A 25,093-nucleotide genomic window follows, 5' to 3' on the forward strand; every position below is an offset into this window, starting at 1 on the left:
CGAACAGATGCCCCAGGTAAAAATGGCGATGTAAGAATGGCGGAGATTCCACCTAAAAATCAGGCGAATCTGTTCAAACAAACTGAGCCACTTCTGTATTTAACCACTCTCAAGAGGAGTTGAATACCTTTATGGAGTGGCTAAAACTCTTATATGGGTGGTTGAGTTGCCACAGCACGTGACTAAACCCCTTGAAAGAGAGTTTCAATATTGGCGTCTGCCCGGCAAATCAAAAAGAAGCGGGATACTGATCCCGTCAATTCAAGACAAAGGCAACGGGAAAGGCTCTCCAGATGAGGATGTCTGTCGCTGCCCCGTCGCTGCCCCGTCGTTGACCCGTCGTTGCCTCCGTCGCTGGTTCTCTCGTTCCCTCCGTCCCTGCCTCCATTAAAGAAATCCAAACATCCAAAGCGGAATCCTTCGCCCTACGCCTACCTCGATGTTGTCGAGAGCCAGCCAGGCGTTTTCCACTCCTTTTATCTGCCCGCCATCCTTGCCTTTCCCGCCGATCTCGAAGGTCAGGCTGCCGTCGACCAGAAAATCACCCTTGGGCGCGACCCTGACCGTATGGTCCGCCTGCAGCGTGTTCAGGAAGAACGTTTCGCGGATCGCGCCGCTGTCCGCTGCCGAATTGCCGGACAGGGCATGATAGAGGTTGGGGTTGTTCAGGTAGATCTTCTCGGGCTTCTCCATGGCGCGCAAGCCCTTGTCACTCTTGGACACGGTCAGCAGAATGCCCGCCTCCTCCAAAAATCCCAGATAGCCTTTGAGAGTGCGCTCGTCGCCGATCTCGAGCATGCCCTTGAGCGCCTTCATGTCGGGAGTGAACGGCACCAGCCCCGCAACGACCGCCAGGAGTTTGCGCATCTTGCGGATGCTCGCTCCGCCAAGCGCGGGATGGATGGCGGGCAGATCCACCTCCAGGGTGGCCTGGACCTGCTGGGTCAGCGTGAGCTGGAACTGCGCCGTGTCGGGATATTCCAGGAAATACGGATAATATCCACGCGCAAGGTAATCGTTGAAAAGGGGCAGCACCTTGTGCCCGCCCTGCTCCAGCTCGCGGACAATCAGCTCCGCCGTCCGCTCATGGCCGCCCGTCAGGTCCGTGAGCGCCCGTCGCACGAACTCCAGCCCGTGAACCATGCCGAGATACTCCCGGAACGAAAGTCCCCGCATCCGCAGGACCAGGGCCCTGCGACTCAGATCGTGGCTGCCGCGCACGATCTCCAGAGCCGAACTGCCCGAGGCGATGATTTTCAGGGCCGGGAAGGTGTCGGCCATGCTTTTCAGTTCCATGGACCAGGATGGATATTTGTGGATTTCATCGAAGCAGATGAGCTCGCCGCCATACTTATGGAATTCATCGGCAATCTCATACAGCGACGAACGTGCGACCAGAAAATGGTCCGCCTGCACATACAAGCCCTTGCGCGTAAAAACATCCCCGCCACTGCCGGCCAGCAGGTGCTGGATCATGACCGTGGTCTTCCCGACCCCGCGCGGACCGACGATAATGTGAAAACGGCCGCCGGAAAGAGCTTCCTCAAAGAAAGGACGTCTGTAGGGACGATTGCGGACGCGGATCAATGTCTGGCTGAGGCCGAAAAGGTCGTCGAGCATGGCGAACTCCGAAAAATAGGATTGGAGTCCGACCATATTTATTTTTTGATAGGATCACAATACTATTTTCAGACGCACGGACGTTGCCTTGGGCGTAGGTGCAACCGTGTTGCTGGAAACCTTTGCCCGGCGGCGTTAATGTGGTGGCGGATTAGGGAGTAGTGATTGGGAAAGGCAGCGACTGAGGCAACGACCGGAAAAACGACGGAGGCAGCGGGAAAGGCATCCCAGATAGAGGTGTCTGTCGCTGCCTCCGTCGCTGCCTCCATCACTGCCTCCGTCGCTGATTCTATTCCCGCTCCTTCGCCAGATACTCCATAAGAGCCTGTTCATCCATGGTCGGTGCCAGGGCGTTGCCTTGGGCGTAGGTGCAGCCGTGTTCCTGCAGTGAGCACAGGTGCGTTGCGTCCTCGACGCCGGGGGCGATGAGGGTGAGGCCGGTGCTTTTGGCGATGGCGGAAAGGCTTGCCAGTACTCCCGGATCGTTCTGCAGGGAAACGTTCAGCTTGAGCCCGCGCAGCGGGAAGTGGTGCAGGTCCGCAAGGGAGATGTGGGTCGCGTCGAAATGATCCACGACGATGCCCACCCCGGCCTTGTCCACCTCCGCGAAAACACTTGAAAACCGCTCCCCAAAATATTTCAGCCACTCCTCGCGCACCTCCAGAACAATGGCCTCGGGTCTTAACCCATGTTCAAGGACGACCTCCGTCAACTCCTCGATGAAGCCAAGACGCAGGGCGTTTCTGAGAGAAACGTTGAGGCCCAGAAAAAAACTTTCCCCCATGACCTGCTGAAAACGCTTCAAGGCCGAGCAGGATTTCCGGACCGCCCACGCCTCAAGTTCGAACACCACGTCGCTATGCTCCGCAAACGGCAGAAACCATTCAGCCCGCAACAGTCCCTTGCGCTTGTGGTTCCAGCGCATGTACGCCTCGACTCCGCAGATCGTTCCGGTCTGCAGGTGCACTATCGGCTGATAATGCATGCACACTTCGTTCTCCAGGAGCGCGCTTCGCAGCCCGCTTTCGATCCGCAAGAACTGCACGGCCTCGTTGTTCTGCCGGTCATCGAAGATCACAATCTGCCGCTCACCCCGCTGCAACGCCCGACCGAGCGCGACCCTGGCATCCTTGAGCATGTCCTTTTCGTCCGTATAATCCCTGGGGGCCATGACCACGCCGAAGCTGCACGTCACCCGCAACTCGCTCTGACCGAGCTTGAACGCCCTGGCGGTTTCCTCCTGGATGCGCTGGGCGACGCGGACGGCTCCGATGACGTCGGGGACATTGTCCAGCAACATGAAGAACTGCTCGGAATCCAGATATGCCGGAATATCGAGGGTGCGCAGACATTTTACGGTCCGCTTTGCAAGCATTTCAAAAAAAGCCCTCTGATCCTCGATCTGAAGGAGAACCTGCTCCGCATTGTCGATGCCCATTACCAGTAAGGCGAACGCGTAGTCCGGATGGCGGATGGAGCGCTTCAGGGCGTACTGCAGGCTGTCGGAAAACGCGTGGTCGGAACCTGCTTTCGGGCTATCCGAGCCCGGCGAATCCGTGGCCGGATGATAATGCGCGGAGAAAAAAAGCGGATGGTCCTTCTCATCCTTGTGCAGATAGACGCGGACATGGCAGGGCACGAACTTTCCACCGGACGTTTGCAGCTCCGTATCAAGTTCCTGTGTGCGGCCGGTTTCAAGAAGGGAGGCCAGGACATTTTCCTGCAAGGCCTGAAAATCCAGGCTCGCCAGATCGAGAGTCCAGTTGCGTGTCGCAAGTTCAAACCGGGAATAACCGCTGAGATTGAGAAAAGCCTCGTTTCCCCCCAGAATCCGTCCGTCGGCGTACCCGGCCATTACCGGAGTTTCCAGATGACCGAGAATTTCTTCCATGAAAACATTTTTCTGCGCCAGGCGGTGATACTCCACAAACCCGTCGAGAACCGAATCGGCCGAAGGCGTTGCCTCGGCGGGCCTGTCTGACGCGGAAGACAAATCTGGCCTGAGATAGACATCCGAATCGATGATCACGGCGGGAGAGGTCATGAGCGCGCCCAAAGCCTCGGGCTGCAAGGGGGGACGCACCAGCGTGAAGGACACCATGGCCGACCTGGGTTCCCCGGACCGAGCCGGAACCGGGCCCTGCGAATCTTCCGCGGACGGTTCCGGGGCGCGCCGGACCTGGACACGACAAACCCTGAACGCGCCACTCCCCGCTTCGTCCCTGACAAGATCATACGCCGGTGAATCCACATCCCCCGGTGCATCGAAATGAGCATCGCCACGCAGGGGGCCAGGCGCCGGAGTCCGGCAAGGCTGATCGTCCTCGCCACCATCAAGCGCAAGCCGATGGCCTGCAAGGCCTGCCTGGGTTTTGAGCGCATCGAGAAAATTCCGGACGCTCTGCTCGGAAGTGCAGATCACAATGCAAGAATCGACAGGCAGAAGAAAGAGAAAGTTGTCCAGATCGGGAGAGACACGACGCAAACGGAAATATTCCGTTTTTCCTGAAGCATTCAAGGAAGGAAATGAGAAAAAAACCAATTCTTCCGGTGACAGTAAATTATTACTCACGGCACATCCCGGCTGTCTTATCTCATCTTTTGGAACTCGGACTTGCGTGAAAGTTTTAAGACACAATTTATTTTTCTATACATTGCGGTCTTAAAGTCAACGAAAGCGGCTTTGTGACGACACTCTAAAAAGTCGCAAAAGAACCTGGGTGTCATTCCCGCGAACGCGTGCCAGCACGGCCAGCCGGACCAAGCCGGGCAATAGCATGAATGTCGGACGATAGCGCGAATGTCGGGCGATAGCGCGAAATCAGTTCTTTTCGGATAGTTAAAAAGGCATGGCTCCCCTTCTTCAAGGGGATGACGACTTTATGCAGGCCGCCTTTACCCCCGTCGCCACAGCCATTGCAGAAAGCCGCCGGATTTTTCCGGTTTCTTTTCCGTGGGCATGGGCGGGGTTTTGGCGGGTGGAACCTGGGGGGTGATGGCCTCGGGCTGCGCGGGGGCCGGCGGCACGGAGTGCCCGGGGTTCGATTCCCCGACTTTTGAAGGCGTGGTCCCGGCTGGCTTGCGCAGATCCGCAAGCTCCAGGGCCATGAGCTGCACGTCCGTGCCCCAGGCCGCGAAGCGCTCCTCCATGACCGTCAGGCGGCGCTCCATGGCGGCCAGGCGCTCTTCCAGATCCGGCGTGACCGTCATCCCGGCCGAGGGCTGAGTGTCCGCCAAGGCCTGGACACCGTTTGAATGCAGCATGGGCGCCATGTCCCGGGCCACGTCCTGCACCACCTCGGGGCCGATGATGGTCAGCTCGTCGGCAAAACCGTGCACCAGGGCGGCGTCGCAGATGATGTTGATCAGACGCGGCACTCCGGCCGACACGGTGTGGATGGCCTCCATGGCCTCGGGCGTGAACAGCAGCGGGTTGCCACCGGCCTGGGCCAGGCGGAAGCAGATGTAGGCCCTGGCCTCGTCGAGTTCCAGGGACGGCAGGTGAAACGTGGAGGTGATGCGCTGGGCCAACTGGGTCAGGGTCGGGTCGGCCAGCTTGCGGCGCAGCTCCGGCTGGCCCACCAGCACCACCTGCAGGAGCGGACGGCTGTTGCCCTGCAGATTCGAGAGCAGCCGGACCTCCTCCAGGGCGTCGCGGGACAGGTTCTGCGCCTCGTCCACGATGACGATGGCGTGCCGCCCCTGACTGAAGCGCTCGATGAGAAACTCGTTGAGCATGGCCAGGTTCGCGGCCTTGTCGTCGCCGGGCTCGCCGGCCTCGAACTCGCGGATGATGAGCCGAAGCAATTCGTCGCCCGTGACATTGGTGTTGAAGACCAGCGCCACGTCCACGGCCTTTTCGATGCGTCCCAAAAGATAACGGATGAGCGTTGTCTTGCCCGTACCGATCCCGCCGGTCAGCACCACAAACCCGGTACCCTCACCCAGACCGTACTTCAAATGCCCGAAAGCCAGCTTGTGCTTTTCGCTCATGTACAGATAGGCCGGATTGGGCACGATGGTGAAAGGCCGCTCGCGTAGATTGTAGAAATTTTCGTACATGCTTTTCTTGTTTTTTTAATTCATCATTCGCCACAAAAACGCTACAGCGTTTTGTTCATGACAACACCCAGCAGATTCCGTCCTTCCAGCATGCCCAGCGCGGTCTTGAGATCGCCTTGCGCGGTCCGGCCTTCGTCGGCGACGAGTACGATGCCGTCCACATATTCCGCGAAGACCAGTGCATCGGGGATACCCAGCAGGTGCGGGCAGTCGAAGATGACGTAGCGGTCCGGGTAGCGGCTCTTCATCTCCGCCACGAGATCCTGCATGCCGGGCGAACTGATGATATCCACGGAATCCTCCTGGGACCCGCCCGCGGGCAGGACCACGAGCTTGTCGATGCCCGGGTTCACGAACAGGTCCTCCACGGGCAGGCCGCGCAGGAAATGGTCGGACAGTCCGGGCCGCGAGTCCATGCCCAGGCCGCACGAGATCCCGGGCCAGCGCAGGTTGGCGTCCACCAGCAGCGCCGTCTGGCTCGCGTCGCGGGCGATGGTGATGGCCAGGTTGGTGGCCACGGTGGTCTTGCCCTCACCGCGCCCCGCGCTGGTGACCATGATCGTGTTCAGGCCCCTGGACCGCGTCTGACGCAGGATTTGCGTACGCACGACATTGAAGGCGTCCCGCAGCTCGCGCGGCGCGCCCTCTCCAAGAAGCCTGCGCTCCTCCATCTTGTGGAAGCAGGCCTGCTCGACCTTGGTCTGCTCGTAACGCACCTCCACGCTATCCCGCCGCCCACCACCCCCGGCCTGCGCGGCAGGCGCGGCAGGTGCGACCTGTGCGACAGGCGCCACGTGCGTCACGGTCCTGGCCGGGACCGAATCGGGCACGATGATCCCACCCGAATACCCCGCCGCCAGCCGCTCCGCTTCCTCGGCCTTTTCAAGGGCCTTGATGATCTTACTCATGTTACTCCTGAATATTTGAGAGGGTACGACGGAGGCAGCGACAAAGGCAACGACGGAGGCAACGGGAGAAGCAGGGCAAGAAATTTACTCGTATCACCCCTGCCTTTGCGTCGATCCTGTCCCAGACGTCCATCCTTGCCTTATCTCTACCTTGTCGGCGCCTTACCCCTGTCTTATCCCCGTCTTATCAATATCTTGTCGCAGCCTCTATCGCTGCCTTTGTCGTTGCCTCTATCCCTGCCTTTGTCGTTGCCTCTATCGCAGCCTTTGTCGCTGCCTCTATCGCAGCCTTTGTCGCTGCCTTTGTCCCTGCCTCTATCCCTGCCTTTACCCTAAAACCTGTCCAAGATCTGATAAAAAATAATGTCCAACGGTCGCACGTACACGTGGAAGAGCAGCACCAGCACCGCGAACGCGCCCGCCAGGCCCGACATGACCAAGGCTATCTTGCGTTTGCGCCTGACCACTTCCGCGCCCGTGGCGATGTAGGGGATGGCCCCCAGGAGCGGCGCGTCGGTCAGGAGGCGCAGGGAGCGCATGCCGCGCACCGAGCCGTCCATGGCCTCGGCCAGGGCTCCGCAGCCGGCTCCGAAGCCCACCGACATGACGAACCCGACCAGCATGAGCAGCATGCGCTTGGGCTTGGCGGGCACCTCCGGCAGCATGGGCGGCTCGATGAGGGTCAGCTTCTCGCCGGCCCGCTCCTGCTCAAGCTCCTTGGAATCGCGCGCGGCCATGAGCTTCTGCGAGGTCTCCTGGAACTTGAACTGGGCATTCTGATGATCCCGTTCGAGCTTGCGGTACTGCTGCTCCACCCGCGGCGCGTTCTCCAGGCGGCGGGTCAATTCGTCCTGGCGACGGCGCAGGTCGGAAAGCATGGCCTGCTGACTCTGCAGGTCCATGGCCGTGGCCTGCAACTGGCTCTTGAGCGCCATCCAGGCCGGGTTGTCGGCACTTTCGGCCACGGAACTTGCGACCATCCGGCTGGACCCCGCCCCGCTGGCCTCAAGGGCCTCCACACGACGCTTCGCCGCGAGCACGTCGGGATGATTCTCCCCGTATTTGGCGCCAAGATCGGATAGCTTGGCACGCTCCGCCGCCAACTCCTCGGCCAAATCGACGCTGACTCCCGAACCCTCCAGGGCCGCGATCTGCTCGCGCAGCTTGATGACCTCCGGATGCTTGTCCGAATGCGTGGCCGTGAGCGACACGTATCTGGTTTTGAGCGCCCGCAACTCCTCCACCGGAGGCAGCACGCGCCCGCCGTCGGCCGTGACCAGGGTGCGCTGCGGCGTGATCGTGGCCAGCTGCCCTTCCAGAAAGGCCCGGCGTTCAAGGATGCCGCGAATGTTCTCCTGGTGGGCCTGCACGTCGCGCTCGATACGGTCCAGGGTCTGCAGGTTGAGCTGGGTCAGCTCCGGCAGGGAGCCCAGGTGCTCCTCCTTGAACCGGGCGATGAGCTCCTCGGACTGGGCCACCTCGTCGCGCAGGGCCACCAGCTGCTTTTCCAGGAAGGAATAGGCCGTGGACGCCTTCTCCTCGCGGTTCTTGAGGTTCTCCTCCAGAAAGAGGGAAACCAGGGTGTTGGTGGTCTGCAGGACCTTGGCCGGATCCGTGCCCTCGAAGCCCACGGAGAAGGCGATGGTCGCCGTGGACGGCCGCCCCGTGTTGCTCATGACCTCGGCCTGGATGGGCTCCATGGTGATGTTCTTGCGCATCATGGCCACCAGCGCCTCGGAAGTCATGGTCTTGCGCTCTTCCTGGTACAGGCCGACGCGCTCGATGATGCTCATCAGGTTGGAGCGGTTCAAAACGACCTGGGTGATGGTCTGAAGCCGCTCCTCCACGAATCCGGTCACCGTGGAACGCACCAGTTCCTGCGGCACCTCCTGCCCTTCGATGAGAATCGTGGCCGAGGATTGATACTTGGCGGGCAACAGGGCCACCACCACGGCAACCACGACGAAAAAGGCCACGGCCGGCAAAACCATCTGCCAGATGCGCCGCCGGACGACGCCGACAAGGTAGCCAAGTTCCGTATCTTCACTGAACTGAGACATTTATTCTCCTTGGGAGATTTGTGATTGGCGAATGGTGAATGGACAAGAAATGCACGTATCAATTGCCAAGAAATGACAACTCGCCATTCAAAACAAAAATATCAATCCACACAAAATTCTAACCATTCACCATTCACCATTCACTATTAACCAGTAATTATTCACCAAACTCCAGGCCAATCCATCGTCACTCCAAGATATACGCGATTGCGGTCGGTAATCTCACTGGCTTCGATATCGTCTTCATGGGTATACAGATAGCCGCCGTCCAGGGTGCAGTCCTCGGTCAGACGGTAGCGCAGGGTCGGGCCCAGGCTGTAGGTCTGGGTGTTCTCGTCCTGCACCAGGCCAGAGGTTTTGGACATGTACCAGGCCAGCTGCACCCCAAGATAGAGGCGCTCGGACAGGTTGCGGCCAAAAGAGGCGCGCAGGCGGTCACGGGTGATGAGCTCGCCGTAGGTCGAGGGTGATTCGGACCTGTCGGCGCTCAGGGTGAGTTTCCAGACTTCGTCGGTCCAGGTGGCCGAGACCGAACCCGAAAAGGTCAGCTGACTGTCGTCCAGGCTCAGCCCCGAGTCGAACTCCACCTCCGATTCGGTCTGACTGGCTCCGCCCATGACCTGAAACTCCAGGGTCTCCGAAGCTTTCCAGGCAAAACCGGCCAGGGCGGACAGGACCAGCTGCGAAGTCTCGCCGTTGACGAGATCGAAGCGGTAGGCCTGCGCACCGGCTTGGCCGATGACGCGCCACAGGCCGTCGCCCAGGGCGTGACTCCAGGTCGTGGTCAGGCCGCCCATCTGGTAGTCGGTAAAGCCCGTGCGCTCGTAGCGGACCAGTCCGGCGCTGCCGTCAAGGGACAGCTCGTCGCGCTCGGTCAGGTGCAGGGTCAGGCCCGGGGTGGCCGTGTAGGAATTGCGGGCCTCTTTTTCCGTGGTGATGCCCGACTCGTCGAACTCGCTCTCCACGGTGTGGTCCCGGACCCATCTCGCGCCGAGGCGCAGCACCAGCCGCTCACTTGCGCGATGGGAGACATTCGCCCCGAGCTGGACGTTCTCGCGGGAGTATTCGTCGTGCTCGGCGTACTGAAAGGCATCCAGGCGGCCCTGCAGCCCAAGGCGCGTCACCTCGTCGCCTCCCTCGACCTTGAAGGCCGGAGAAAGCATGAGTTCGGCATCGCAGTCGCCCTTGCCAAGAGTGTTGTCGTCATAAGCCGCGCGCACGCCGATGGACGGCGTGACCATGGTTTCGCACACGCCGCTTGCAGCGGTCAGCCCCAGGAGCAGGACCGCCGCCGAAAAAGGGACGAAAAAGCGCATGATGGAAGGCGTCATGAGAGCTATCAGGGAACGATGACGATGTCGCCGGGTTCGAGCAGCACGTTCTGCTCCAGGCTCTTGCCGCCCGCGATGTTGTCATAGTCGAAGGGGAGATAGCGCTGCCCGCCCTGGGCATCCGTGCGGATGACACGCACCGAGCCGGTGGAGGCGTAGGGGGTCATGCCGCCGGCCATGGCCAGGGCCTGCAGGACGTACATGGGACCGTCCATGGGAAAGACGCCGGGCTTTTGCACCTTGCCGACCACGGAGACCTTGGGACTGCGCGATTCGATGAGCATGACGGTCACGGGCGCGCCGTGGATGTACTCGCCGATCCTGGTCTCCAGCCCGGCCCGCAGCTCGTCGACGCCGACTCCGGCAGCCTGCATGTCGCCGACCAGCGGAAAGGAGATCTTGCCGTCGGGCCGCACAAGAACCTTGCGCGCCAGGCTCTCATCCCCCCAGACGGAAATCTCGAGCACATCGCCGCTGCCCAGGGGAAAAGCAGCACCCTGACCGGCTTGTGCGGGAACGCAGAGCAGAAAAAAAAGAATCCCGAACCGCATGAACAAATTCATAAATACTCCATTCAAATGCAGAAAATTATTCGCCCCAAAAGCGCCCGGCCCAGTCTGACAGTCGTCAGCAGCTGACTTCGGCCAGCGATCCCAATGGATTCCTGAAAACCGCGCCGATTATCACCCCGGCCTCGTCCAACGCCTTGCGACAGGCGGTGCAGGCCATGTGCAGGGGTTTTCCGTGATCCGAGAACTGAAAGAGCACCTCGAACTCACGCCCTTCCGCAAAGCTCTCGGGCTCGGTCGAATTCAGGCGCAAGCCGATGCCCGTGGTCGAGATGTCGCGCAGCTGCGCCACACGATACCGCCCCCTGCGCCCGTCCGGATCCAGCGTGTGCACCACGGCGAAGCCGGACAGGAGCTGGCGGGTGGCCCTGCGCCGGTCCTGAATGCTGTCATCGGGGGTGGCCTGAAGGGGACCGCCCGGAGCAGGCACGGTCTTGCCACCGGGAGCGTCCTGTTCGCGCAGGTAGCTGTCGAGGTCGGTATCCAGCCAGAGAGGGGGGCGTTTTTTTGTCACGGGGACTCCCTTGCAATTTTTCGCAATCATATGAAAGAATTGTGCCATTTTCAAAATCACCGGTTCATTCCCCGCACACCCGCCCATACCGGGAGGATTCAAGACCTTTCACGCCTTCCCTGCCACTGTCCAATGAAACAGGACTGGCACAGTACGCCACGAGTCAAGCACCATTCGTGTCCGATTGAATCGGACTTTCATCATCCCGGGGCGTTATGAAAAAAATTTTGACAGTCCAATGACCGCATCGATAGACACTTCACATTCATTATTGTTTCGTGTAGTCGCCCTTTTTCAGAGATATAATGCAAAAAATACCATGTATTACATTGATGTCATACATTTTTGTTCTCATTTTTCAGACAATCAAAGTGTATTACGCCAGCGTCATACAATTCAGACTGTTTCAATATGGATGGAAGTGATTTTTCAAAGGCGATAAGGTTATGGCATCAGTACTCATCATTCACGAACGCAGCGATATTTGCCACCTGCTCAGCCCGGCTGTCGAAAGTCACGGGCATGAATGCTTTTCCCTTGCCTCGTGTGAACAAGCTACACTGACTCTCAAAACCACCGCATTCGACATCGTCATTCTTGACATCGACATCACCGAGAAACCCGGCGAGGCTGTGGCGGCACTGGCCAAGTCAGAGTGCAGACCGCATATCCTGATCATCACCAACGGCTGCAATCCCGTCATCCTCGAAGAGGCCATCCGCGCAGGTGCATGGGACGTCGTGTGTTCGCCGTTCACTCACGAGGAACTGGGCCAGGCCATCAACCGCTGCCTGCACCACCGCCGCGCCAGGATGGAGATCAAGAATCACGCCGACATCAAACGCGAGGCCATCCTCGGGACCAGCCCTTGCCTCGAAGAGTGTCTGGAACACATCGCCACCGCCGCGCACAGCAACGTCAACATCCTTATCCTGGGCGAAACCGGGACGGGCAAGGAACTCTTCGCCAACGCCATCCATGAGAACAGCAAACGCGCGGAGAACAATTTCATTGTCGTGGATTGCACCAACTTCCCCAAGACCCTGGCCGAGAGCCTGCTCTTTGGTCATGAGCGCGGCTCCTTCACCGGCGCGGCCGAGGCGCGGGACGGGCTCTTTCGACAGGCCGATGGGGGGACAATCTTTCTCGACGAGATAGGCGATCTGGATATCGAGGTGCAAAAATCGCTGCTGCGGGTTCTGCAGGAACGCCGGTTCAGACCGCTCTGCTCCAAGAAGGAAGTCGCAAGCAACTTCAGGCTGGTCGCCGCCACGAACCGCAACCTCGAAGCCATGGTCAAACGGGGCGAGTTTCGCAAGGATCTCTATCATCGCCTGCGCACCAGCGTGATCCAGCTCCCCCCCCTGCGCGAACGCAAGGAAGACATCCTGCCCATCGCGAGCTACCATGTGCGCCAGATTTGCGCGGAATTAGGCTTTGAAGAAAAGGAACTTTCCTACGAGCTGCACCACGCCCTGACCCTCTACAACTGGCCCGGCAACGTGCGTGAACTGATCAACGTCCTGCACGCGACAGTGCAAAACGGCACCGGGGAATGCAGGCTCTACCCCCAGCACCTGCCTGTGGATATCCGCGCCAAGGTGCTGCTCAAACGTTCGGGCAGACCACAGAGCGACGGGTATCTGGTGGCCGACGAGGATGGCGCATGCAAGGCCAAGGGAGGAACTCTTGGCTGTCCGCTCCTGCCCGCCGCGATTGCCCGGATAGCGACCCGGCCAGCGCCTCCGGCGGAAATTGAATCCATGAACCCGCAAGAGCGACGGCCCGAGGAAATGACCGCAGGCCCCGGTTCGTGCGCTAAGCCATCGGGTGACCTGGGCTCGAAGCCGTCGCCGACGCCCGAAGGCCTGGTCGGATCACTCGCGAAGCACAGACCCGGCAACGGTTTCGCGCAGATCGTAGGCCCGCACATCACGCTGCCCCTCCCCCCGGAAAACGCTTCGGACTCGCAACTGCTTCCTCTGCGCACAGTCCGCGAACTGGCCATGCAGGACGTGGAGGCCGCCTACCTGAAACGCCTCGTGAGCAGCAGCCAGGGAAACTTTCAGCGCGCCCTGACAATATCCGGCCTCAGCCGCGCCCGGCTCTACGACCTTTTGAGCAAGCACAGCCTGAACATTAGTGGGACCTGAATTGGTGGTTTGTGGATTGGTGAATAGTGAATGGATATGGTCTGCTGGTCTTGCCATTCACCATTCACAATTCACAATCTTTCCCTCACATACTTCGGCAGAAATCACTTTTCTTCGATCTTGAATTTGTTCATCCCGAAATTTCGCGACGGATTGGGGTATTTGCTGGTCAGGAGCAGCTTGTTGTCCTTCAGGAAGCCAAGAACGTGATCGACCCGAGGTTCTATCTCGACCGGATCCATTTCATAAAGGCGCGACACCAATCGCACGCATTTGTCTCGTGAAATCCTGTTGTACATGAACAACAGCACGGTCGTACCCTCGACCCCCTTGAATTCAGCCGGCTCGAAACGCCCCTTTTTGCTACCCATGACAACGCCAGTGTTCGACAACTCGACCGAAACGTAATTTCTGGCCACAATGATGATATCTTCCTCGACCGTTTCGTTGTGTGCTTGAACGCCGTCGGCGCAGCACAAAAAGGCAATGATCAGACCGATGCTCAGCGACAGATCCGCTTTGAAGCGTTTCATGATTCCCTCCTTTTTCAGGCATCCTTCCCATGCACATATCAATCCCCGTGCCACAAGCCGTCTTCGGTCATCGCGCCCAATGGCCTCACCGGCCAAGGCCTGCGAGGTTATTGGCGGATGTTGCGCGGCCGAATGAAAGGAGATTTTTGTCTGATTTTTCCGGAAAATGAAAGTTTTCCCGATGGACAGGCGATGGCAGGATAAAATCAAGGACGTGGACTGAACCAACCAAAACAGTGAAAGGACGGGAGGAGGCATTCACGCCGCGGTGCTTACGATCCAGGGATGATCAGCGTGCAAAATCCGAACAGGCGCCCGCGATTCAAGGCGCTTGAGCCCACAATCTCAGGACGGATCTTCAGGAAAATCGCAGAAAACATCCTCGAAGGCCCGGGCATCAAGGATGCGCTCGGCCCAGAGGTCGAGCTGTTCGGGAGTGGCCGTGCGCAGACGTTCCTGGACCCGAATATCCAGGGCATCCTGTCCAAAACGCTTGGTCAGTTGACGCTGAAGAAGCAGTAGTCGACCTTCCTGGCGTCCCTCCTGGCGTCCCTCCTGTTTTCCCCTGTGAAGCAGGCGTTCGGCAAGCGTCATGATCGTACCCTTCTTGGTTGACCCGAAATTAGCGCCACAGCCCCCTTCCTTCAGGTAGGGGAAACGGCGCTCCTGGCAGGGCGCGAGCTGGCGCAGCGCTTTAGCCAGGTGTCTGCTGGTTCTCCACATATTGTCGGATAACCGTAAGCGGTGCGCCGCCACACGAGCCTGCAAAGTAGCTCGGGCTCCAGAGAACGCCCTTGTAATAGCGGCGCTCAATCTCTGGAAACTCGCCGCGTAGGCGCCGCGAAGACGTGCCCTTGAGCGCGTTCACAAGCGTCGAAACCGCCAGCTTGGGCGGATAGTTCACAAGGATGTGGACATGGTCTTCCTCGCCATCCATTTCCACCATCTCGGCATCGAGTTCCGAGCACAGGCGGGCGAATAGTCCGCGCATGTACTTGATGTGCCGGGCCTCGAAAACTCGCCGCCGATACTTGGTCACGAAGACCAAGTGCACGTGCATGAGGAAGACACAATGACGTCCAGTTCGAATTTCGGTTGCATTTTTCATAGACCGATACTATAAACAACTCATGAAGAAAAGCAAGGCTTACCTTTTCACGCTAAAGACCGATTTGAATCTTGAGCGCCAAATGTCCCGCTATGCGGGCTCCTGTCGGTTCGTTTGGAACCGGGCGTTGGCGTTGGAGAAAGGTCGTCTTGACGCCGGTGAAAAGATCTTGCGGTACAACGACATGGCCGCGCAGCTCGTCGCCTGGAAGCGGGAGCCGGAAACAGCCTGGCTTTGCGAGTCACCGTCCCACACGCTCCAGCAGACGCTGCGCAATCTCGATCGTGCGTTCATGGACGCCTTTGACAAGAATAACCCGAAGCGGTTTCCAAAATTCAAGAAGAAAGGCGTTCATGACAGCTTCCGGTTCCCGGACCCGAAGCAATTTTGCTTGGACCAGGCCAATGGCCGGATCAAGCTCCCGAAGCTCGGATGGGTTCGGTATAGAAAAAGCCGCGACGTCCAGGGGGACGTGAAACAGGTTACCGTGTCCCGATGCGGTAAGCGCTGGCGCATGTCCATCCTCTCAGAGCAAACGGTTCCCGAGCCGCGGCACGCTTCGACCTCCAAGGTCGGCATCGATCTGGGCATCCGCGCCTTCGCCGCCCTCTCGGACGGGGCGATCGTTGAACCCCTGAACAGCTTTCGCTCCATGGAGAAAAAGTTGGCCCGGGCACAGCGTAGCTTGGCCCGGAAGGTCAAATTCTCCGCCAACTGGCGGAAGCAAAAGGCGAGGATCGCGGCCCTGCATGAGCGCATCGCCAACGCCCGTGGCGACTTCCTGCATAAGCTCTCGACCGATGTGTGCAAAAACCACGCACTCATCGCCATCGAGGACCTGCGGGTGTCGAACATGAGCCGTTCGGCCAAGGGGACCATCGAGGCCCCGGGCCGGAACGTCAGGGCGAAGGCCGGGCTCAACAAGTCGATTCTCGACCAGGGCTGGGGCGAGTTCCGCCGCCAGCTCGAATACAAGGCCCTGTGGGCAGGGGGCGTGCTGGTGGCCGTGCCACCGCAGTACACATCCCAATCCTGCCCGGAGTGCGGCCGTGTCGATGCCGGTAACCGGCACAAGACCAAGTTCAGATGCCTCGGCTGCGGACACACGGCGGACGCCGATGTCAACGCGGCCATCAATATTCTCGCGGCGGGGCACGCCGTGATGGCCTGTGGAGCGGTAAAGGCTCAAGCGACCGCAGCGAAGCAGGAACCACTCCATGCCGCTTAATGCAGCATGGAATCCTCGGCGTTCAGGCCGGGGAGGATGCCAAAAGCGGCAGGATTCTGCGCGCTTTGCGCTGCTTGCGGGCCAGTTCCCAGATTTCGAGCATGTAGCGCAGCACCTGCAGGGCCACGAAGCGGTCCGGGGTGCTTTTGTGCTCGAACAGGAAATAGACATAGGCGGGCCTGTCACCGCTCAGCCGGACCTCGTAGAGCAGATCCGAATGGTGCATGGTCTGGTCCGGGGCCACGAAGGTATCCTTGCAGATGGCCAGGGTTTCAAGGCGAACATGCCGGACGACGGCCTCCGGCAAATACTGACGAATGAAATCCGCGGCGACATCCTTGTGACTCATGGTTTCGCGAAAGAGCGCGTCGTGGATGTTGTTGACCATTTGCATGGCGCGACCACTACGTCAGGATCGCCAAGAGAAACAACACCACCTTTTGCTTGTGGGATCAGTACGGATATTGATTGCAAGTCTGGGCAACCAAAGCAGAAGGACAATCGATGAAAGACGAAACATGACAGACAAGAAAAAAACGCGCCGGCCGTGACCCATGCCGACGTCGGCGAACCGTTGGGCACTTCGTCATGGAAAGGCCGGAATGACCCGGTCTCTCCATGACGAGGCGCGACAAAAGAAACGGTTACAAATCGTGAACCTCAAGATAGACAAGTGTTTGATTCAGCAATTGATACGCAACTTCTCCAAAAGTGATCGGGCCTACAAAGGGCTCGGTCTTGTGACCTTCGAGCCCCGAATACAGATAGTTGAGAATGCAGTTGCAGGAAAATAAAACATTGTTTCCACTCAACTTGTTCTTTTTCAACTGAGCATCAAACAAGGTGGCGTAATCACTGATCGGTTTGGCGTGCTTGTAGCGAATTCCGGCAAAGACAGGCGCGTAGAACTTAACTTCAGCCCCGGGCTCAACACTCTGAAAACTGATATTGACCAAAGCGCCATAGTAATCTGCAACCAGAGGGAGCTTGGTATCTAGATCGTTCTTTGTGATGTAATCGGCAAAATTCTCTTTCACGCCGTTGACCATGACATCGGTGCATGAAAAACCATCCGATGCAAAAGTGAGGGTATCGCCCCCGCCCTGCTCAAAAATATTCACAATCCCGACATCCACTGTCTTGCCCTGTTTTACATGAACATGCATGACTACGGCCTTCTGCTCGTGAGCACTTCCGCTCAGGCCGTCGAAAACCTTCGGAGAGATCTTTCCCAAATTGTCAAGGTGCACACCGGAAATCCAACCAACCAAAGGTTGACAACCAGTTACTCTTGCCGAGTATTGGCCGGTTTACCTGACCAGCGCCAAGTTAATCAGTGGCGACAGGAAAAAAGCAAAGTCCTGGCAGAGCGACGAAAGCGCCTATGCGAACTGGCTACAGCCGATCATTGGCGACGTGCCGATCAAAGACATTGACGTTGATCATTGGGACCGCCTTATGGGGGCCATGGTTGACGGTGGTTTGGCACCACGAACTAGGCAATATATGGCAGGTGTTCTCCGGCAAGTGCTGGCCTTCGCTTATTCTCGAAAGCTGGTACCCTTCCCGCCGCCGCAAGCCCGCGATGTTGGAGCGACCTTAGGCAAGGGGGGCAACCGCAGGACCAGAACCCTTTCGACGGCAGAACTTCAGCAGATCCTATCCGCCCTGGCCGAACGCGACCGGGCCGCCCACGCAATCACATTGTTTGCCGCCATGACAGGATGCAGGTTTGGCGAAGCCGCCGGTCTGGAATGGAAAGATCTGGATCTGGCCGTGGGGGAAGCGACCTTCCGAGCCACGAAAAATGGCAGAGATCGGGCGATCCCACTACCCGCTCCACTGGTTTCTTTCCTGCTTGAACTCCGGGGCCAGGGCCGCCTTGCCGGTCATGTTTTTATGAACGGTGCCGACAAGCCCTATACTCAGCCGCCGCAACCATTCCGCGATACCGTGCAGGATCTTGGCCTGAATGAAAATCGTGACAAGCGCGACCGAGTTGTATTTCATACGTTGAGACATTCCGCAGCAACCAGACTAGCCAAAGGCGGAATGTCCCTGCCTGACCTGCAAGCATTGTGTGGGTGGTCGTCGCCGATCATGGCGTTGCGATACGCCCACGACGATGACAAGACCAAGCGCAAGGCCATGGACGCCCTTGCCGATGAACTTGTGATGCCTTCCAAGGTGGTGGTCCTTTTCGGCAAATAGACGATCATCTTTTCAGGGTCTAGGCCGGGAGTAATTGCCCCGACCGAAAAGCGCACTACTGCCCCAGCAGCGCCTGGCCCTGGATCTTTAAACATGGGGCATGGGGGCAGACGATATGAGACGGATTAATGGGTTCGGGTTGCAAAATGTTCTTGGCATTTTAAACCAGGAACTAGTTAATTTTGTAAAAGAAGGACTTCCATGTTGGACCGCAAGCGGGCTTGAAGTAACAGTCAAGGACTATACTGATGGTAGCGGGACAAAACGTCTCTTCACACATAAAGAGCTACGATACCCTTGGGACGATAAAGCATTTCGCGGTCATATAAGTACTTGCAGTTTTTTGATTGATGAAACAAAAGCTTTCTTGCAAGAGAAGCATCCCGAAATACTCGAATACTTGTCCAGTACATACCCGCCACAAGATACCGCAGTCTCGACGCCGCCCACGCCCACGACCGAGCCGATCCACGATCAGCAGGTGGAAGAGAAAGAACCGACCGATGCCGCCTCATATGTTGCCTGGCGACGGAAAAAGATCCGCAGCATCCATGAAGGTCAGCTTATGCTCGAAGTCCAAGATCGTTGGGGCAGGCCGCCGGAGAAGACCATGGACCGTGCAGAAATAGCAGCCCTTGTCCGGGGAGAAGAACCGCCAAGCCCTAACGACACGGCCAGAAGGCAGAGCCTTGAAAACGCCTTCAAATATGAGACCAATCAATACAAGAAAAGGCTGAAGAATTAGCCGGGGGAAACCCCGGTTTTTTTGCGCCTACCCGCCGGACCCGAAATCTACGCCGAAAATCACTACCTTTACCCGTTTTCTACGCCCTGACAGCAGCCTAAAAGATAAGCGATAACAGCATCATACATTCACTTAACGCCACGTTGAACGTGGAAGGTGGTTTTATGACGTTGTTATCGGAAAAGTTGATTCAGTCCTGGCCAGCCCCGCTCGTTGCCCGCGCCGAAGTGGGTCGTTTCAGCGGTGGGCTACTCCATCCCAGAACCATGGCGAACTTGGACGCCCTTGGCGAAGGGTGCGGCAAGATCACGATCGGACGCAGGGTTGCTTATGACCGTGACGCCCTGGCCAAGTGGATTGAAGCCCGCGCCACGGGTCAGGTGGTGCAGGCATGAAGAAAAACAGAGTAACCACTGACCGCCCTTTTTTGGATACCGCCGCCGCCATCAAGAACTGGCCAAGCAAGTTTGTCGCCAGAGATGAAGTGGAACAGTTTTTCTCCGGGGCCGTCACGAATACGCAGGCGGTTGTTTTGGAAATATGGGCCGGGCTGGAATACGACAAGCATTTGACCAGAGAGATCCAAGAGAAAGAAGGATTCCGCCCTATCCGTGCAAAGCATCGTGGTCGTGACGGTTGGACCGCCGCATCGTTGGCTATGTTTGTTGAGCAGCATCCCGATTGGATGGAGAGATCCAGGGCCGCCGCGATTGAGTTTGACGCGCAGCAGGCGAAGGGGGCCAGGGCATGAGAAAGGAAATGCCCCACGCGGGCACGCAGGGCAAAGGAATGGGGCTTGTGAAACGTGGCGTTTCTTGGCTTCAATGTTTCACAGAGCAGGCGGACAGTCAAGAGTTGATCATGCTGGCCGCAATACTGGCAGGGTCGGTGCTGCTATGAGCTATATCCCACGACAGGATGATGGACCAGCGGCTATGGAGCGGGCCGCCGATGCCTTGGAGTATATCGACGCCCACGACCGCGAAATCTGGTTGCGTATGGGCATGGCCCTGAAATCAGAGTTTGGCGAAGTTGGCTTCGCTATCTGGGACGATTGGAGCGGGTCAGCGGATAACTACAGCCAGCACGACGCCATGACCGTATGGCGCGGCATCAAGTCCGGTGGCGGTGTCGGCATCGGCAGCTTGTTCCACCTGGCCAGGGAAAACGGGTGGCGCGATGACGTGACCTACACAGCCGAGACCATGACGCCGGAACAAGTCGAACAGCGCAGGCAGGCCAGGATGCAGGCGACAGCGCAGGCCGAAGCCGAGATCCAGCAAGAGCAGGCCAGGGCCGCGAAATGGGCGGTTGAGATCTGGCATCGTGCCGCGCCGGTACAGATCAATCCATACTTGGAGCGCAAGCAGGTGTCGTCAACGGCAACGATTCGGCAAATCGACGTGTCGGTGGTCAATGAGATGATCGGCTATCGGCTCAAGTCCAAGGGTGAAGAATTGGAAGGCGACGTGCTGGTGGTACCCATACGCCGGGCAGGATCGACGGGCCTATGCTCGTTGGAGTTTATCGACGGCACAGGCCGCAAGACTGCCTTGGCAGGACGCGGGACGAAATCGGGCGCATATTGGGCTACAGAGCGATTTGATCGCCCGGCCATACTTTTGGTCGGGGAAGGTGTCGCGACGGTTCTAAGCGCATCACAGGATGCACAGTTGCCAGCCGTGGCCGCCCTTTCATGCGGAAATCTGAAGTCAGTGGCCGTGGCTATGCGCGAACAGTACCCGAACGCCAAGATCATCATGCTTGCGGATCTGGATAAGCAGACCGGCGAACCTGATCAGCACGCGATTGACGCCGCCGCCGCCGTGGATGGTTATGTGGCAGTGCCGGACTTTGGCCAGGATCGGGAGTCAGGGCAAACAGACTTCAATGATCTTCACGTCGCTATGGGGCCGGACGCGGTGCGGGAATTTATCACAAAATCTTCACAACCGTTAAAAAAAGGTGGGGCAGGTGGGGCAGATGGGGCCAGCCCAAGCGGGCCGGGGGTTAAGCCCTGCCCCACTACTGAAAACGGAAGTGGGGCAAGTGGGGCAGCAGGCCCAAAAAGTGGGGCAGCGATGCCCAAGGGCTATTTCGTCAACGCCGCCGGGCTACATTATCTCGACGATTCTAATCCTGACAAGGAACCAGTGCCCTACCGCCTAGGGCCGGTCATAGAAGTGTTGGGCTGGACGCGGAATACTGACAGCAGGGAGTGGGGGCAATTACTCCGGTGGCGAGATCCTGATGGTGTTGTCCATGAATGGGCCATGCCTGCCAGCCTGCTTTTCGATCGGGCCGGGGGCTGGGTGGCGGAATTGGTGCGCGGGGGCTGGATACCGGAACCGGGACAGAAACAGCGGGCTTGGCTGGCCGCGTTTTTCTCCAAGTCGAATCCGCCGGAGCGGGTGCGGTGCGTTTCGTCGGTTGGCTGGCATCATGGCCGGTTTGTGTTGCCGGATCACGTCTATGGGCTTCCCGGTGCCGAGCCGATTGTCATGCAATCCGCCATGAGTGCGAATCCGTATCAGCAGGCCGGGGGCCTGGCCGGGTGGCAGGAAACGATAGGCAAGTGGAGTGTCAGCAACAGCCGCTTGACCCTGGCCGTATGTCTGGCCCTTTCCGGGCCGCTACTCGCCAAGGCAGGCATGGGGCCGGGTGGCGTGAATATGTTTGGCACATCGTCCACGGGCAAGAGCACCTGTCTGCTTGCCGGATTATCAGTCTGGGGTGGACCCGATGCCAAGGCCAGTTGGAACGCGACCAAGAACGGGCTGGAAGGCGCGTTGGAGATCCACAACGATACTTTCTACGCCCTGGACGAAATGAGCGAAGCCCCAGGCCGATCCATGAGCAAAGTGGTTTACATGCTGGGGAATGGAGCAGGCCGGGCACGGGCGCATCAAGACGGCAGTGCTCGACGGGTGCGGAAATGGCGGTGCGCGGTTTTTTCCACTGGTGAAATCCGAGTGGAAGACAAGCTGAAGGCAGAAGGTCAGCAGTGCCGAGCCGGTCACGGTGTCCGCCTGCTTGAATTGCCAGCGGATGCTGGGGGCGGGCTGGGATGCTGGGAAGACCTTCATGGTCATGCTACCGGGGCGGAGTTCTCGCAATCCATCACGGACGCAGTATCAGATCATCATGGGCACGCGGGCCGGGCATTTGTTCAGAACCTGATTGATCGTGAGCAGGATCTGACCATTGCCACGGATCTGGACGCCATCACAAAAGCATGGACGCCTGAAGGGGCCAGTGGGCAGGTGGTGCGATGTGTCCGCCGATTTGCGCTTATGGCCGTGGCTGGCGAACTGGCCACTGTCTTGGAAGTCACGCCCTGGACGCCGGGTCACGCCATGCAGATGGTCAAGCGGTGTCTCGACGATTGGTTGCAGGCCAGGGGCACGACCGGCGACATGGAGCACGGACAAGCAGTTCAGCAGGTGTTGAGCTACCTTGCCCGATATGGCCAGGCACGTTTTGAAAATCTGGATACGCCTGAACCGGGCCGGATTATCGATCGCAGCGGATTCAAGCGCACGTCAACAGGCGGTCGGGTGCAGTTTGTTTTCCTGCCTGATCAGTTGGCAGCAGTGGTGCCGGGCCTGAACATAACGCAGGCGGTCAAGTCCTTGGACAAGGCCGGTCTGCTACGCCGCAACGACAAGCACCTTTCGCAAAAGATCACCCTGCCCGAACTTGGGCGATGCCGATGCTATGTCATCGAACCGCCGGATCTGGAAGGGGGTGATGTATGTTGAGCGTTGCCCACCTGCTTGATCAGCAGGGTCAGTGCCCCACTTTTACGGATGGTGCCCCACTACTGCCCCACTGCCCCACTTTTGAAAATGGAAGTGGGGCAGGGCTTAACCAAGGAATGACGGGGCCTAGCCCCACTTGCCCCACCTGCCCCACTAAAAAACAAGCAGTGCGTGAAAAATTGGAAACCGGGTCGGAAACGCCCATTTCGATGGAACCATTGCCGGGCCGCCACTTTATCGACCCGATTGAGCATCACTATCTGACCAGCGCCAAGACCATGCAGAATCTGTCAGAGTGCCGGGGCTACCCGCAAGCCTGTCAGCGGTGCCGATTACTCATGGCGGATATGCAGACCTGCCTGCTAGGGCCAGGGGGTGATGATGAGCGATGATCGGCAGCGAATCAACGAGCTTTTCGTCCTATGGGCAGGATCGAATTTGCAGACAAAAGACGGTCTCTTGAACCTGATCACTGGTGGCAGGCCATTTAATATTGGCGACCGTGCCCGCGCCGAAGCTATGCGCGAAATATGGAGCGAACTTCCAAAAGATCAGCAAGATCTGTTTTTCAAGGGGGCCTTTAAATGAAAGATCATTTGAATCCACCATGCCCCACCTGTAATGGGCTGGAAGTTGTAAAACTCCAGGGGGCTTTTAAGATCGATTGTTGGAATCATCAGATCCGATATCAATGCAAGACTTGCGGAGAGCGTTTCTTGTGTTGGTGGAGTGGCGAACTTTTACGGACATATCAAGGACGGGGGAAGAAATGAAATCACTGACAGCGAAGCAAGAGCAGTTCTGCCTGGAATACATCAAGAGCGGTTCAGCATCAGATGCATATCGGGCGACATACTCCGATAAGGGCAAGCCAGCAACAGCATGGCGACGTGGAACAGAATTGATGCAGACGCCCCACGTCCTAGCCAGGATTCAGCATCTACAGAGCGAAGTCGCCGCTAGTGTAGTGTTGACCATGCAGCAGCATCTTGGAGACCTGAAAGAACTTCGCGACAAGGCCGCCGAAGACGGGCGATGGTCCGCAGCGGTCGCCGCCGAAGTTGCACGGGGCAAGGCCGCCGGGCTTTATGTTGAGCGCATCGAGTCCAAAGTTACAGCGCAGCTTTTACCAGCATCCATTGAAGAGTTTGTGTGATTTTGACAGAGACACAGAAAGCCTTCGCAATATGCAAGGAACCAGCGCCGTGTTTTTGTGGTGGATTTGGATCTGGAAAATCAGCAGCAGCAATAGCAAGAGCTATGGGACTAAAGACGCAATTCAAGGATTGCGATATTGCCTATTACTTGCCAACGTACCCACTAATCGAAGATATTGCATATCGACGTTTCCCGGAGTTATGCGAACGAAAGAATATTGCGTACAAACTGAATAAGTCCAGTGCGTTTATAGAGTTTCCAAGCGCGGGCCGAATCGTATTCAGGACCATGGAAAATCCAGAAAGGATTGTCGGCTATGAAGTCGCCCACAGCATCCTTGACGAATTGGATACCCTGCCCACGGAAAAGGCCCGGATGGTCTGGAACAAGGTGATAGCCCGCAACCGGCAGAAATGCTCATGGCCCAATACCGTGGCGGTCGCGACTACGCCAGAAGGATTCCGTTTTGTTTACGAGCGATGGGTCAAGAATCCCGCGCCGGGCTATGTGTTGTTCAAGGCCAGGACGATGGACAACGCCGCGAACCTGCCAGACGGCTACATCGACAATTTACGAAATGCCTACCCGTCAAACTTGCTTGCGGCATATCTGGAAGGCGAGTTCGTGAACCTGACCCATGGCCGTGTCTATGCCGAGTTCGACCGCGAAGCGAACAGCAGCGACGAAACGATCAAGCCGGGCGAACCGCTTTTCGTGGGCATGGACTTCAACGTGGGAAAAATGGCCGCCGTGATATGGGTTGTCCGTGGCAAAGATCCGCACGCGGTTGATGAGATCGTGAACGGATACGATACGCCAGACATGATCAGGCAGATCCAGGGCCGCTACCCTGGCCACAGAATAAACCTTTATCCCGATGCATCAGGTGGTGGCCGCCGGTCGGTTGACGCCAGCCAGTCAGATCTGGCTCTACTCCGGCAGGCGCGTTTCTCGGTGTTCGTGAACGGTCGCAATCCGGCAGTCAAGGATCGGGTGCTGGCCACGAACAAGTTGATATGCAGCAGCGGGGGACGGCATGTTGATCAGCACCCCTATGAAGCCAAAACGTCGGCACCCTAATGGAGCCAGTTCATCGGCACCCTTAATGGAGCCACTTGGTGTGCACCCCTAA

General features: G+C 58.2%; 26 protein-coding genes. 12 read left to right on the forward strand and 14 right to left on the reverse strand.

Translation table 11 applies throughout. The features are described 5' to 3' along the window. Positions 1 to 387 precede the first annotated feature (387 nt). Complete coding sequence (locus H4684_RS18675) at positions 388 to 1,620, reverse strand: ATP-binding protein (RefSeq protein ID WP_192624892.1); 1,233 nt, start codon at positions 1,618 to 1,620, stop codon at positions 388 to 390. A 289-nt stretch (positions 1,621 to 1,909) separates the two neighbouring features. Next, on the reverse strand, positions 1,910 to 3,664 hold the full coding sequence (locus tag H4684_RS18680) for a sensor domain-containing phosphodiesterase (protein WP_192624893.1): 1,755 nt from the start codon (positions 3,662 to 3,664) through the stop codon (positions 1,910 to 1,912). Here H4684_RS18680 and H4684_RS18685 point away from each other — a divergent pair. Beyond that, the gene (locus tag H4684_RS18685; RefSeq protein WP_192624894.1) at positions 3,663 to 3,893 is read left to right on the forward strand and encodes a hypothetical protein; all 231 of its coding nucleotides are present in this window, start codon (positions 3,663 to 3,665) and stop codon (positions 3,891 to 3,893) included. The two genes, H4684_RS18680 and H4684_RS18685, sit on opposite strands and share 2 nt — an antisense overlap. Continuing rightward, positions 3,890 to 4,129, forward strand: a complete 240-nt coding sequence (locus H4684_RS18690; protein ID WP_192624895.1) for a hypothetical protein — start codon at positions 3,890 to 3,892, stop codon at positions 4,127 to 4,129. The genes H4684_RS18685 and H4684_RS18690 overlap by 4 nt, the downstream gene beginning before the upstream one ends. Positions 4,130 to 4,209: 80 nt before the next feature. Here H4684_RS18690 and H4684_RS21305 read toward each other — a convergent pair whose 3' ends face one another. The 7 genes from H4684_RS21305 to H4684_RS18725 form a co-directional block, all read right to left on the reverse strand. Further along, positions 4,210 to 4,422: an SWIM zinc finger family protein gene (locus H4684_RS21305; RefSeq protein ID WP_192624917.1), complete on the reverse strand. Its 213-nt coding sequence runs from the start codon at positions 4,420 to 4,422 to the stop codon at positions 4,210 to 4,212. 93 nt (positions 4,423 to 4,515) lie between these two features. Beyond that, complete coding sequence (locus H4684_RS18700; RefSeq protein ID WP_192624896.1) at positions 4,516 to 5,682, reverse strand: ExeA family protein; 1,167 nt, start codon at positions 5,680 to 5,682, stop codon at positions 4,516 to 4,518. A 41-nt stretch (positions 5,683 to 5,723) separates the two neighbouring features. Then, positions 5,724 to 6,590 (reverse strand): P-loop NTPase family protein, encoded by an 867-nt coding sequence (locus H4684_RS18705; protein WP_192624897.1) that lies wholly within the window; start codon positions 6,588 to 6,590, stop codon positions 5,724 to 5,726. A 332-nt stretch (positions 6,591 to 6,922) separates the two neighbouring features. Further along, the gene (locus tag H4684_RS18710; protein WP_192624898.1) at positions 6,923 to 8,650 is read right to left on the reverse strand and encodes a Wzz/FepE/Etk N-terminal domain-containing protein; all 1,728 of its coding nucleotides are present in this window, start codon (positions 8,648 to 8,650) and stop codon (positions 6,923 to 6,925) included. A 161-nt stretch (positions 8,651 to 8,811) separates the two neighbouring features. After that, a complete protein-coding gene (locus H4684_RS18715; RefSeq protein ID WP_192624899.1) occupies positions 8,812 to 9,981 on the reverse strand; it encodes an outer membrane beta-barrel protein in 1,170 nt (389 codons plus the stop codon). Positions 9,982 to 9,989: 8 nt separating this feature from the next. Then, entirely contained in the window at positions 9,990 to 10,544 is a 555-nt protein-coding gene (locus tag H4684_RS18720; protein ID WP_192624900.1) for a polysaccharide biosynthesis/export family protein, read from the reverse strand. Between the two features lie 64 nt (positions 10,545 to 10,608). Further along, positions 10,609 to 11,064: a PilZ domain-containing protein gene (locus H4684_RS18725; RefSeq protein ID WP_192624901.1), complete on the reverse strand. Its 456-nt coding sequence runs from the start codon at positions 11,062 to 11,064 to the stop codon at positions 10,609 to 10,611. Positions 11,065 to 11,510: 446 nt separating this feature from the next. Between H4684_RS18725 and H4684_RS18730 the strand changes: the two genes are divergently transcribed. Next, complete coding sequence (locus tag H4684_RS18730) at positions 11,511 to 13,217, forward strand: sigma-54-dependent transcriptional regulator (protein WP_192624902.1); 1,707 nt, start codon at positions 11,511 to 11,513, stop codon at positions 13,215 to 13,217. Between the two features lie 104 nt (positions 13,218 to 13,321). On the opposite strand, the gene H4684_RS18735 is transcribed toward H4684_RS18730, so the two are convergent. The 3 genes from H4684_RS18735 to tnpA all read right to left on the reverse strand — a co-directional run bounded on the left by H4684_RS18735 (position 13,322) and on the right by tnpA (position 14,858). Beyond that, positions 13,322 to 13,750 carry a hypothetical protein gene (locus tag H4684_RS18735; RefSeq protein ID WP_192624903.1) on the reverse strand — a complete coding sequence of 143 codons (429 nt, stop codon included), beginning with the start codon at positions 13,748 to 13,750 and terminating at the stop codon, positions 13,322 to 13,324. A 345-nt stretch (positions 13,751 to 14,095) separates the two neighbouring features. Continuing rightward, positions 14,096 to 14,473, reverse strand: coding sequence for a DUF4351 domain-containing protein (locus H4684_RS18740; RefSeq protein WP_225940555.1), 378 nt, complete (start codon positions 14,471 to 14,473; stop codon positions 14,096 to 14,098). Further along, on the reverse strand, positions 14,445 to 14,858 hold the full coding sequence (tnpA, locus tag H4684_RS18745; protein ID WP_192624905.1) for an IS200/IS605 family transposase: 414 nt from the start codon (positions 14,856 to 14,858) through the stop codon (positions 14,445 to 14,447). The genes H4684_RS18740 and tnpA overlap by 29 nt, the downstream gene beginning before the upstream one ends. A gap of 22 nt (positions 14,859 to 14,880) precedes the next feature. Here tnpA and H4684_RS18750 point away from each other — a divergent pair, with 22 nt between their 5' ends. Then, positions 14,881 to 16,086 carry an RNA-guided endonuclease InsQ/TnpB family protein gene (locus tag H4684_RS18750; RefSeq protein ID WP_192624906.1) on the forward strand — a complete coding sequence of 402 codons (1,206 nt, stop codon included), beginning with the start codon at positions 14,881 to 14,883 and terminating at the stop codon, positions 16,084 to 16,086. A 22-nt stretch (positions 16,087 to 16,108) separates the two neighbouring features. On the opposite strand, the gene H4684_RS18755 is transcribed toward H4684_RS18750, so the two are convergent. Together H4684_RS18755 and H4684_RS18760 are read right to left on the reverse strand one after the other, a co-directional pair. Continuing rightward, positions 16,109 to 16,480 (reverse strand): Rpn family recombination-promoting nuclease/putative transposase, encoded by a 372-nt coding sequence (locus H4684_RS18755; protein WP_192624907.1) that lies wholly within the window; start codon positions 16,478 to 16,480, stop codon positions 16,109 to 16,111. Positions 16,481 to 16,730: 250 nt separating this feature from the next. Next, on the reverse strand, positions 16,731 to 17,357 hold the full coding sequence (locus H4684_RS18760; RefSeq protein ID WP_407644777.1) for a DUF6976 family protein: 627 nt from the start codon (positions 17,355 to 17,357) through the stop codon (positions 16,731 to 16,733). 235 nt (positions 17,358 to 17,592) lie between these two features. Here H4684_RS18760 and H4684_RS18765 point away from each other — a divergent pair, with 235 nt between their 5' ends. The 8 genes from H4684_RS18765 (at position 17,593) to H4684_RS18800 (ending at position 25,041) form a co-directional block, all read left to right on the forward strand. Beyond that, complete coding sequence (locus H4684_RS18765; protein ID WP_192624909.1) at positions 17,593 to 18,297, forward strand: tyrosine-type recombinase/integrase; 705 nt, start codon at positions 17,593 to 17,595, stop codon at positions 18,295 to 18,297. A gap of 115 nt (positions 18,298 to 18,412) precedes the next feature. Continuing rightward, the gene (locus H4684_RS18770; protein WP_192624910.1) at positions 18,413 to 19,042 is read left to right on the forward strand and encodes a hypothetical protein; all 630 of its coding nucleotides are present in this window, start codon (positions 18,413 to 18,415) and stop codon (positions 19,040 to 19,042) included. A gap of 164 nt (positions 19,043 to 19,206) precedes the next feature. Beyond that, positions 19,207 to 19,437: a hypothetical protein gene (locus H4684_RS18775; RefSeq protein WP_192624911.1), complete on the forward strand. Its 231-nt coding sequence runs from the start codon at positions 19,207 to 19,209 to the stop codon at positions 19,435 to 19,437. Continuing rightward, positions 19,434 to 19,793, forward strand: coding sequence for a hypothetical protein (locus H4684_RS18780; protein WP_192624912.1), 360 nt, complete (start codon positions 19,434 to 19,436; stop codon positions 19,791 to 19,793). The genes H4684_RS18775 and H4684_RS18780 overlap by 4 nt, the downstream gene beginning before the upstream one ends. Before the next feature lie 145 nt (positions 19,794 to 19,938). Continuing rightward, positions 19,939 to 22,803 (forward strand): DUF927 domain-containing protein, encoded by a 2,865-nt coding sequence (locus H4684_RS18785; protein WP_192624913.1) that lies wholly within the window; start codon positions 19,939 to 19,941, stop codon positions 22,801 to 22,803. A 381-nt stretch (positions 22,804 to 23,184) separates the two neighbouring features. After that, a complete protein-coding gene (locus tag H4684_RS18790) occupies positions 23,185 to 23,391 on the forward strand; it encodes a hypothetical protein (RefSeq protein ID WP_192624914.1) in 207 nt (68 codons plus the stop codon). Positions 23,392 to 23,572: 181 nt separating this feature from the next. Continuing rightward, on the forward strand, positions 23,573 to 23,959 hold the full coding sequence (locus H4684_RS18795) for a terminase small subunit (RefSeq protein WP_192624915.1): 387 nt from the start codon (positions 23,573 to 23,575) through the stop codon (positions 23,957 to 23,959). Then, a complete protein-coding gene (locus H4684_RS18800; RefSeq protein WP_192624916.1) occupies positions 23,956 to 25,041 on the forward strand; it encodes a terminase large subunit domain-containing protein in 1,086 nt (361 codons plus the stop codon). Before H4684_RS18795 ends, H4684_RS18800 begins: the two co-directional genes overlap by 4 nt. The last annotated feature ends 52 nt before the right edge of the window (positions 25,042 to 25,093 follow it).

The sequence above is a fragment of the Desulfomicrobium macestii genome (assembly GCF_014873765.1).
Taxonomy (GTDB): Bacteria; Desulfobacterota; Desulfovibrionia; order Desulfovibrionales; family Desulfomicrobiaceae; genus Desulfomicrobium; species Desulfomicrobium macestii.